The sequence below is a fragment of the Pseudomonas imperatae genome (assembly GCF_057128625.1).
The window spans coordinates 127,624-137,393 of record NZ_JBSKHP010000017.1; the positions used below are offsets into that span (position 1 = coordinate 127,624).

At 67.3% G+C, this 9,770-nt stretch carries 13 protein-coding genes; all 13 read left to right on the top strand.

Features of this window, described 5'->3' with window-relative positions; genetic code table 11:
* Nucleotides 1-100: 100 nt before the first annotated feature.
* Nucleotides 101-634, top strand: coding sequence for a response regulator (locus ACWKWX_RS21400; protein ID WP_416424391.1), 534 nt, complete (start codon nt 101-103; stop codon nt 632-634).
* 83 nt (nt 635-717) lie between these two features.
* Nucleotides 718-2,424, top strand: a complete 1,707-nt coding sequence (locus ACWKWX_RS21405) for a GspE/PulE family protein (RefSeq protein ID WP_416424390.1) — start codon at nt 718-720, stop codon at nt 2,422-2,424.
* The gene (locus tag ACWKWX_RS21410) at nt 2,405-3,199 is read left to right on the top strand and encodes a hypothetical protein (RefSeq protein WP_483828847.1); all 795 of its coding nucleotides are present in this window, start codon (nt 2,405-2,407) and stop codon (nt 3,197-3,199) included. Before ACWKWX_RS21405 ends, ACWKWX_RS21410 begins: the two co-directional genes overlap by 20 nt.
* A 1-nt stretch (nt 3,200) precedes the next feature.
* Nucleotides 3,201-3,752 carry a PilN domain-containing protein gene (locus tag ACWKWX_RS21415; RefSeq protein ID WP_483828848.1) on the top strand — a complete coding sequence of 184 codons (552 nt, stop codon included), beginning with the start codon at nt 3,201-3,203 and terminating at the stop codon, nt 3,750-3,752.
* Nucleotides 3,739-4,287: a GspMb/PilO family protein gene (locus ACWKWX_RS21420; protein WP_483828849.1), complete on the top strand. Its 549-nt coding sequence runs from the start codon at nt 3,739-3,741 to the stop codon at nt 4,285-4,287. Before ACWKWX_RS21415 ends, ACWKWX_RS21420 begins: the two co-directional genes overlap by 14 nt.
* Nucleotides 4,287-4,784, top strand: a complete 498-nt coding sequence (locus ACWKWX_RS21425) for a hypothetical protein (RefSeq protein WP_483828850.1) — start codon at nt 4,287-4,289, stop codon at nt 4,782-4,784. The genes ACWKWX_RS21420 and ACWKWX_RS21425 overlap by 1 nt, the downstream gene beginning before the upstream one ends.
* Entirely contained in the window at nt 4,781-6,634 is a 1,854-nt protein-coding gene (locus ACWKWX_RS21430) for a secretin N-terminal domain-containing protein (RefSeq protein ID WP_483828851.1), read from the top strand. The genes ACWKWX_RS21425 and ACWKWX_RS21430 overlap by 4 nt, the downstream gene beginning before the upstream one ends.
* Before the next feature lie 3 nt (nt 6,635-6,637).
* On the top strand, nt 6,638-7,111 hold the full coding sequence (locus tag ACWKWX_RS21435; protein ID WP_416424384.1) for a type II secretion system protein: 474 nt from the start codon (nt 6,638-6,640) through the stop codon (nt 7,109-7,111).
* A 4-nt stretch (nt 7,112-7,115) separates the two neighbouring features.
* Nucleotides 7,116-7,490, top strand: a complete 375-nt coding sequence (locus ACWKWX_RS21440) for a type II secretion system protein (RefSeq protein ID WP_416424383.1) — start codon at nt 7,116-7,118, stop codon at nt 7,488-7,490.
* Nucleotides 7,465-7,998, top strand: coding sequence for a type II secretion system protein (locus ACWKWX_RS21445; RefSeq protein ID WP_483828852.1), 534 nt, complete (start codon nt 7,465-7,467; stop codon nt 7,996-7,998). Before ACWKWX_RS21440 ends, ACWKWX_RS21445 begins: the two co-directional genes overlap by 26 nt.
* Nucleotides 7,995-8,384: a curli production assembly/transport protein CsgE gene (csgE, locus tag ACWKWX_RS21450; RefSeq protein WP_483828853.1), complete on the top strand. Its 390-nt coding sequence runs from the start codon at nt 7,995-7,997 to the stop codon at nt 8,382-8,384. The genes ACWKWX_RS21445 and csgE overlap by 4 nt, the downstream gene beginning before the upstream one ends.
* Entirely contained in the window at nt 8,381-8,788 is a 408-nt protein-coding gene (locus tag ACWKWX_RS21455) for a curli assembly protein CsgF (RefSeq protein ID WP_416424380.1), read from the top strand. Before csgE ends, ACWKWX_RS21455 begins: the two co-directional genes overlap by 4 nt.
* A gap of 30 nt (nt 8,789-8,818) precedes the next feature.
* Nucleotides 8,819-9,676 carry a CsgG/HfaB family protein gene (locus ACWKWX_RS21460; protein ID WP_476298234.1) on the top strand — a complete coding sequence of 286 codons (858 nt, stop codon included), beginning with the start codon at nt 8,819-8,821 and terminating at the stop codon, nt 9,674-9,676.
* The last annotated feature ends 94 nt before the right edge of the window (nt 9,677-9,770 follow it).

A 9,770-nucleotide genomic window follows, 5' to 3' on the forward strand; every position in this document is an offset into this window, starting at 1 on the left:
GCGGTAAAAAACGTCATCATGTCTGGCATGAAGTGTGCTCAAGCCTTATCAAGGGCGCGCTTCGACCGGTCACACGACCTGAAGTTTCACGGAGTCGACCTTGGTTAACAAAGTACTGGTTGTCGAAGATGAACAGATCCTTGCGCAGAACCTGGAAGTCTACCTCCAGGCGCAAGGCCTGGACGTCCGTGTAGCCCATGACGGGGCCAGGGCCATCAGCCTGGCTGCAACCTTCGCCCCCGATGTGATGGTGCTCGATTACCGCTTGCCCGACATGGAAGGCTTTCAGGTACTCGATGCCGTCCGCCAGGACAGGAAATGCCATTTCGTGCTGATCACCGCTCACCCGACCGCCGAGGTCTGCGAGCGGGCCCGCGACCTGGGGGTCAGCCACATCCTGTTCAAACCCTTCCCCCTGGCGGAACTGGCGCGAGCCGTGTGCGACCTGGTCGGTTTCAAGCGCGAGCCCAAAGCGGGGGTGACCATGTCCGAAGGGTTCGTCGAACGCCGCCAGAGCAAGAACGAGAGTTTCCCGCTGCAGTTGTATGACGGCAGTTGGGTGCTGGGGGACCGCCGCCGCCATGGCGCGCTGGACCTGGCATCGGACGACGGACAATTGCTCACCGGGGATTAGTGACGCGCTCGGACGTTCCGGCCTAGGCCGCATGCCCCGACGCGTTGAGCGGGCCATGGGCCCCGGGCGTTGGAGAGCAGGTCATGGAACGTTTGTCCCTTGCCGTGGAGCCGCCGTTGCCGGCGCCCGCACCGACTCGATTCAGCCGTGAACAACTGGCCCAGGCCAGGGCCGACGCCGCCCACTCCGGCGAGCGCATGCTGCACACCCTGCACGCCTTGAGCGAACTGCCCGGCGCCGCCTTCGTCGACTGCCTGGGGCAGACCCTGCATTACCCGGTGCTGGCCACCGACAGCCTGTTCGCCGCCACCCCGGCGTTCGAACGCATCAGCCTGGCCCAGGCCATCAAGCGCGAGTTCGTGCTGCTGCACCTGGGCGATCAACTGATCGGCGTGTTCGCCGACCCCTTCGACCCGGCGCGCCTGAGCTGGATCGACGAGGCCCTGCGCGGCGCGCCGCTGTACCTGGCCCAGGCCGATGATCTCAAGGCCTACCTGGCGCGGCACGAGGAAAGCTTCCACGCCGTGGATGCGCTGGACGCCCAGGCCGAGGCCGGCGCCAGCAACGACAGCCTGCACAGCTTGTCCCTGGCCAGCATCAGCGAAGACGCCAGCGTGGTGGTCAAGCTGGTCAACTCCACCCTGTACGACGCGCTGAAGATGCACGCCAGCGATATTCACCTGGGCACCACCGGCACGGGCCTTGCGATCAAGTACCGCATCGACGGCGTGCTCAACAACATCAGCAAGATCCAGGGCACCGAGTTCGCCGAGCAGGTGATCTCGCGGGTCAAGGTCATGGCCGAACTGGACATCGGCGAGAAACGCGTGCCCCAGGACGGCCGCTTCAAGGTCGGCATCAACGGCCGCCAGATCGACTTCCGCATCTCCATCATGCCCAGCATCTTCGGCGAGGACGCGGTGCTGCGGGTGCTGGACAAGCAGGACCTCAGCGACAAGGTCAGCGGCGTGCAGCTGCAGGCCCTGGGCTTTGCCGACCACACCCTGCACAGCCTGCGCCGGCTGGCCGCCGAACCCTACGGCATGGTGCTGGTGACCGGCCCCACCGGCAGCGGCAAGACCACCACCCTGTACGCCATGATCACCGAGATCAACCACGGCGTGGACAAGATCATCACCATCGAAGACCCGGTGGAATACCAGCTGCCCGGCGTGCTGCAGATCCCGGTCAACGAGAAGAAGGGCCTGACCTTCGCCCGCGGCCTGCGCTCGATCCTGCGCCACGACCCGGACAAGATCATGGTCGGCGAGATCCGCGACCCCGACACCGCGCAGATCGCCGTGCAGTCGGCGCTCACCGGCCACCTGGTGTTCACCACCATCCACGCCAACAACGTGTTCGACGTGATCGGCCGCTTCACCCAGATGGACATCGACCCCTACAGCCTGGTCTCGGCGCTCAACGCGGTGCTGGCCCAGCGCCTGATCCGCCTGGTGTGCAGCCACTGCAGTGCGCCAGTCAGCCCCGGCGACGAATTGTTGCAGGCCTCGGGCCTGGACCCGGCCCGGGTCGGCCATTACCACTTTGTCCACGGCAAGGGCTGCGGCCACTGCCGGGGCACCGGCTACCGCGGCCGTACCGCCATCGCCGAACTGCTGCACCTGGACGACGAGCTGCGGCAGATGATCGTCGAACGCCAACCCATCGCCCGCATCAAGGCCCTGGCCTGCAGCCGCGGCCTGCGCCTGCTGCGCGAATCGGCGCTGGAACTGGTCTGCGAAGGCCGCACCACGCTGGAGGAGATCAATCGTGTCACTTTTGTCGCGTGATCAAGTGATTGCCGTGCTCGGCGCCAGCAGCGTCGGCCTGGGCGTGCGCAGTGGCGGCCAGCTGCGCTGGCTGGGCAGCGTCGGCTGCATCGACGAAGGCCCGGGCGCCTGCGGCGTGGCCCTGGACACCCTGCAACGCCTGCTGGCCGAGCACGCCCCGGCGCACGCCAGGCTGCACGTGCTGCTGTCGGCCCAGGCGTGCCGATTCTGCCGGGTGCCCTGGAGCGACCAGATCCAGCACCCGGCAGAGCTGGCGGCCTTTACCCACGCGTGCCTGGAAGACCTGTACGGCGCCCCTGGCCAGCCCTGGAGCCTGGCCATTAACCCGGCGCCGGCAGGCCACGACCGCCTGGCCTGCGCCATGCCCCAGGCGCTGCTGGCGCAGCTGCGGCAGATGGCCAAGGCCCGGCGGCTGCGGCTGGTGGCCGTGCAGCCGTACCTGATGGCGGCGTTCAACCGCTTTGTGCGCCCGCAGGCCGGCGATGATTTCCTGTTCGTGCTGGCCGAGCCCCAGCGCAGCGTGCTGCTGACGGTGCGCCAGCGGCGCCTGGTCAGCGTGCGCTCGGTGGGCAGCGCCGACACCGACGCCGCCCTGGCGGCCCTGATTGGCCGGGAAACCCAGCTGCTGGCTGACGCCGCGCCGCAGCTGTTGCTGCATGCCCCCGGCCGCCTGGACACGCCGCCGCAACTGCCGGATGTACAGCTGTGCGGCCTGCTCGACAGTCCCGTGGACGCCCGTGACGGCTTGTACGTCATGGCGCGGGCGGTGGCCTGACATGCGCGCCCTGAACCTGGACTTCCAACCCCACCCACGCTTCGCCGGCCTGGGCTGGTGCCTGCTGGGCCTGGCCATCGCCCTGGGCCTGGGTTGCGGGCTGGCCAGCCATGCGCTCGACGGCCTGGCCCGCGAGCAGCAACAGCAGTTGCACCTGGCCCGCCAGCAACTGGGCGACGACACCGCCGCCAGCCTGAAAAGCAGCCTCACCCCGGCGCAGTTGCGCGAACAGGAACAGAACCTGGCCGAGATGCGCAAGGTGTCGCAGCAGCTGCGCCGGCCCTGGGAGCGCCTGTTCGCCATGCTCGAGGCGCTGCCCCGGGGCGACGTGGCGCTGTTGAGCCTGACCCCCGACGCGCGCAAGGGCCAACTGCGCATCACCGCCCAGGCCCGCAACCTGGAAGCGATGCTGGCGTTCCACCGCCAGCTGGAAGCCAGCGACGAGCTGCGCGACGTGTCGCTGCTCAACCACGAGATTGACACCGAGGCCCCCGAGCACCCGGTGCAGTTCAACCTCTCGGCCACCTGGGAGATCGGCGATGGCGCTCTCTAGACTGATTGTCCACGAGCACCTGCGCGGCATGGGCCTGGCGGGCCTGGGCGCGGTCGTGCTGTTGCTGGTGGTGGGCGCCTACGGGGCGCTGACCCTGGTGCCGGGCTGGCAGGCCCTGGCCCACCTGCGCGAGCAGACCCGCCAGGCCGATGACCTGCTGGCGCGGGTGGAGCAGGGCAGCGCCACCGTGCCCGTGGTGCCCCAGCGCCAGCTGGACGAGTTCCATCGCCGCCTGCCGGCGCAGCCCGAAGCCACGGTGGCGATCGACAAGCTGTACGCCCTGGCCGCCGAAGAACACATCACCCTGGCCCGCGGCGATTACGCCCTGGGCATCGACCCCAAGACCCACCTGGCGCGCTACCAGATCCTGCTGCCGGTGCGCGGCAGCTACCCGCAGCTGCGGCGCTTCCTGCACGCGCTGCTGGGCCAGTTGCCAGCGGTGGTGGTGGAAGACCTTGAGCTGCAGCGCAAGCGCATCGGCGAAACCGACCTGAGCGGAAGGATCCGCATGACCCTCTACCTGTCGAGGTCATGATGAATACCTCCCGCATCCTGGGCTGGGGCGCGTTCCTGGCCGTGGCCGCCGGCCTGGCTTGGTACCCCGAGCTGTTCCCGCGCCAGGACGACCTGGCGCCGGCGGCGCAACGGGCGCCGGCCACCGCCAGCCGTGCCGTCGCCACCGCAGCCGCGCCGCTGCGCGACCTGGCGCCGGGCGCCGACCTGTTCGCCGCCCAGACCTGGGCCGTGGTGCCGCCGGCGCCCACCGCCGAGCAACTGGCCGCGCTGCAACAACAGCAACAGGCGCCGCTGCCCCCCAGCGCGCCGCCGCTGCCGTTCCAATTCATCGGCCGGCTGGCCGATAGCCGTGACCTGCAGGTGTTCCTGCAGAACGGCGAAAAACTCTACGTCGTGCGCAAGGGAGATGTGATCGACGACACCTGGCGGATCGAGAGCATTAACGACAAGGCCCTGAGCCTGGTCTATCTGCCGTTGCATTTGACCCAGACCTTGTCTGTGGGGAGTAACCCATGAACGCACCTCGCTTGATGCTCAGCAGTCTCGCCCTGTGTGTGGCCCTGGCCGCCTGCAGCAGCGCCAAAGTGGCCAACCAGGAAGGCAACGACCTGATCGAGCACGGCCAATACGAAGCCGGCCTTGCCCGGATCGAGGAAGGCCTGCGCGCCAACCCGCGCGACACCCAGCTGCACCTGGCCCTGAGCAACGGCCGCGTGCGTTCGGTGAAGGAATTGATGCACCAGGGCGACGTCGCCCGCGCCGACCATGACGTGGCCAGCGCCCGCCAGGCCTACGGCCGGGTGCTGAACATCGAGCCGGCCAACGGTCGCGCCAAGGACGCCCTCAACCAGCTGGACTACCTGCGCACCCTGGATGAGAAGCTCGAGCTGGCCCGTGGCGACCTGCGCCGCGGCGACGTGTTCACCGCCGACCGCCAGGTGCGCCAGATCCTCGAGCTGGACCCGCGCAACGAAGGCGCGCTGGAGCTGCGCAGCCAGATCCAGCTGGTGCAGAGCCGCACCGAGATCACCTACCCGCAGCTGCGCACGCGCCTGGACCGGCCGGTGACCCTGGAGTTTCGCGACGCCAACATCAAGTCGATCTTCGAGGTGCTGTCCCAGGTGGCCGGCCTCAACTTCATCTTCGACAAGGACCTGCGCCCCGACCTGCGCGCCACCATCTTCGTGCGTGACGTGCGCATCGAGGACGCGGTGCAGATGCTGCTGTCGCAGAACCAGCTGCACCAGAAGGTGGTGAACGAGAACACCCTGCTGATCTACCCCGACTCGCCGCAGAAGGTCAAGGATTACCAGGAGCTGGTGATGCGCACCTTCTACCTCACCAACATCGACGCCAACACCGCGCTGAACATGGTCAAGACCATGCTCAAGACCCGCGACGTGTTCGTCGACGAGCGCCTCAACACCCTGACCATGCGCGATACCGAGGACGCCGTGCGCATGGCCGAGAAGCTACTGCAGGCCCAGGACCAGTCCAACCCCGAGGTGGTGCTGGAGGTGGAAGTGATGGAAGTGGCTCGCCAGCGCATTCTCGACCTGGGCCTGCAATGGCCCAGCACCTTCGGCGTGATCAACGGCGACGGCAGCGCGGTGAGCGTGCTGTCCCAGCTGCGTGGCATCAACGCCGGGCGCATCTCCATCGCGCCGTCGCCGCAGCTGAAAATCAACGCCCAGGACAACGGCGTCAACACCCTGGCAAGCCCCGTGATCCGCGTCAGCAACCGCGAGCAGGCGCGCATCCACATCGGCCAGCGCGTGCCGATCATCAGCGCCACCTCGGTGCCGTCCACCCAGGGCCCGGTGATCACCGAAAGCGTCACCTACCTGGATGTGGGCTTGAAGCTGGAGGTGCAACCCATCGTGCACCTGAACAACGAAGTGGCGATCAAGATCGCCCTGGAAGTCAGCAACGCCACGCCGCTGGAACCCACCCGCCAGGGCACCATCCCGGTCCAGGTGGACACCCGCAACGCCCAGACCACCCTGCGCCTGCACGACGGCGAGACCCAGGTGCTGGCCGGCCTGGTGCGCAATGACCACGCCGACACCGGCAACAAGATCCCGGGGCTTGGCGACATTCCCGGCATCGGCCGGCTGTTCGGCAGCAACAAGGACACTTTCGCCAAGTCCGAGCTGGTGCTGTCGATCACCCCGCGCATCGTGCGCAACCTGCCGTACCAGAGCCCGTCGGACATGGAGTTCTCCACTGGCACCGAGACCAGCATGCACGTCCAGTCCCCGGACCGTTCGATGCAGAGCGCCGAACAGCCACGGGCCTTGCCTGCGCCGAGCGCCGCCACCCCGGTGGCGGTGACCGTGCCGGCGCCCGCCAGCGAGAGGCCCTGAGCCATGAAGCGCGCAGCGGGCGGTTTCACCCTGATCGAGGTGGTGGTCACCCTGGCCCTGATCGGCCTGCTGGCCGGCATGGCCGCGCCACTCACCGAGACCCTGGTGCGCCGCGGCAAGGAACAGGACCTGAAAAACGCCCTGTACCAGATCCGCGACGGCATCGACGCCTACAAGCGCGCCTATGACGCCGGCTACCTGGAGAAGTCCCTGGACAGCAACGGCTACCCGCCCAACCTGGCGGTGCTGGTGGACGGCGTGCGCGACGTGCGCAGCGCCAAGGGCGGCAAGTTCTATTTCCTGCGGCGCATCCCCCGCGACCCGTTCGCCAGCAGCAAGCATGACGACAACGGCGGCTGGGGCCTGCGCAGCTACGACAGTTCGGCCGACAACCCGCGCGACGGCGAGGACGTCTTCGACGTCTACTCCCAGGCGCGCGGCACGGGCCTCAACGGCATCCCCTACCGGGAGTGGTGAACCTATGCGCCGGCAAACGGGTTTTACCCTGATTGAGCTGATGGTGGTGATGGCCATCATCGCCACCTTGATGACCATTGCGCTGCCGCGCTACTTCAACAGCCTGGAAGCCTCCAAGGAGACCACCCTGCGGCAGAGCCTGTCGGCCATGCGCGAGGCGCTGGACCACTACTACGGCGACACCGGACATTACCCCGACTCCCTGGACCAGTTGGTGGAACAGCGTTACCTGCGCAACGCGCCGGTGGACCCCATTACCGAGCGCAACGACCAGTGGGTGCTGGTGCCGCCGCCGGCCGGCGTGGCCGGTGGCGTGGCAGACGTGAAAAGCGGAGCAGACGGGAGGTCGCGCGATGGCAGCCCGTACGCTCAGTGGTAAGGCCGCCGCTGCCGGGTTCACCTACCTGGGGGTGCTGGTGTTGATCGCGATCATGGGCGCCAGCCTGGCCAGCACCTGCCAGCTGTGGTCGACCCTGGCGCGCCGCGCCCACGAACGCGAACTGTTGTGGGTGGGCACCCAGTACGCCGAGGCGCTGCGCAGCTACTACCGCGCCTCGCCGGGGCTGGCCCAGTACCCCAAGGAGCTCGATGAGCTGGTGCTGGACAAGCGCTTCCCCAGCCCGCGGCACCACCTGCGCCGGCTGTACCCGGACCCGATCACCAACAGCAGCGACTGGGGGCTGCTGCGGGGCCTGGACCAGCGCATTACCGGGGTCTACAGCCAGGCCCAGGAGCAACCGCTCAAGCAGACCGGCTTCGCCGCGCAATGGTCGGAGTTCGACGGCATGGAGCACTACAGCGACTGGCAGTTCGTGGCCGAGAAAGCCACCGCCGATGGCGCTACCCAGCCGGCAGCGGCCAGCCCGCTGAAGGGGCTGGCGCCATGAGGCGCCTGGCGATGGCGATGCTGCTGGTGGCGCTGGCCGGCGCGGCGCAGGGCAACGAGGAAGACGAAATGATGGGCTTTATTGTCGATGACGCCATTTCCCATGTGGGCCACGACTTCTACTACGCGTTCACCGAACGCTTGCGGGCCACCAGCCGCATGGATTTCAACCTGGTGGTGCGCGAGCGCCCCGACCCGCGCTGGGGCAGCCTGATTACCGTGGAATATCAGCAACGCGTGATCTATCGGCGCTTCCTGCCGCCGAACACCGTGGCATTACAGGACACCGCCGCCGAGGCGGCCGACCTGGTCAAGGCGCAGATCATCCAGCGCAAGCTGGAAACCTTGTTGCAGGACACAACCGACCTGGAGAAGGACGAACTATGAATAATAAAAAACGCTACGCCTGCGCCTTGTCCTGCCTGCTGGGGTTGGGCGCCGCCCACGCCACGGAGCTGGTGTATACGCCGGTCAACCCCTCGTTCGGCGGCAACCCGTTGAACGGCACCTGGCTGCTCAACAACGCCCAGGCCCAGAACGACTTCGACGACCCGGACCTGAAGAAGTCCACCCCTGCGGGCAGCACGGCCCTGGAGCGTTTCACCAGCCAGTTGCAGTCACGGTTGCTGGGGCAGGTGCTGGACAACATTTCCACGGGCAATTCGGGGAGCCTGTCCACCGATGCCTTCATCGTCAACGTGATCGACAACGACGGCGCGCTGAGCATCAACGTGACGGACCGCAGCACGGGCGAAGTGTCGGAAATCAAGGTCAATGGCCTCTCCCAGTAAGGGACTTGGGCTACCTGGGGAGTGTGTGTGATGAAAAAACTGATCCTGGCCATGACCATTATGGCCACCCTGCAGGGCTGCGGCCTGCGCGAACCCATGTCCGCCGAACAGGACACCGCCATCCCGACGCTGACACCTAGGGCGTCCACCTATTACGACCTGCTGAAGATGCCGCGGCCACGGGGCCGGCTGATGGCGGTGGTGTATGGCTTCCGGGATCAGACCGGGCAGTACAAACCCACCCCGGCCAGTTCGTTTTCCACCAGCGTGACCCAGGGCGCGGCGAGCATGCTGATGGACGCCATGCAGGCCAGCGGCTGGTTCGTGGTGCTGGAGCGCGAGGGGCTGCAGAACCTGCTGACCGAGCGCAAGATCATCCGCGCCTCACAGAAAAAGCCCAACGCCCCGGAGAACATCGCCGCCGAGCTGCCGGCCCTGCAGGCGGCCAACCTGATGCTCGAGGGCGGCATCATCGCCTACGACACCAACGTGCGCAGTGGCGGCGAGGGCGCGCGTTACCTGGGCATCGACCTGTCGCGTGAATACCGGGTGGACCAGGTGACCGTCAACCTGCGCGCGGTGGACGTGCGCAGCGGCCAGGTGCTGGCCAACGTCATGACCACCAAGACCATCTATTCGGTGAGCCGCAGCGCCGGGGTGTTCAAGTTCATCGAATTCAAGAAACTGCTGGAAGCCGAAGTCGGCTACACCACCAACGAACCGGCGCAGCTGTGCGTGCTGTCGGCGATCGAAGCGGCGGTGGGGCACCTGGTGGCCCAGGGCATCGAACGGCACATGTGGACCGTGGCCGGCGACAACAGCGGCGCCGGCAACGAGACCCTGGACCGCTACCTGAGCCAGAACCACCCGCAGGACCCCGAAGAATAATTCCTGGCGCCGTGCCCCCGGACGCGGCCTTTGGCCGCTGCTACATCCTGTGGGAGCTGGCTTGCCAGCGAGCTGTTGAGGCCCTGAAAACTCG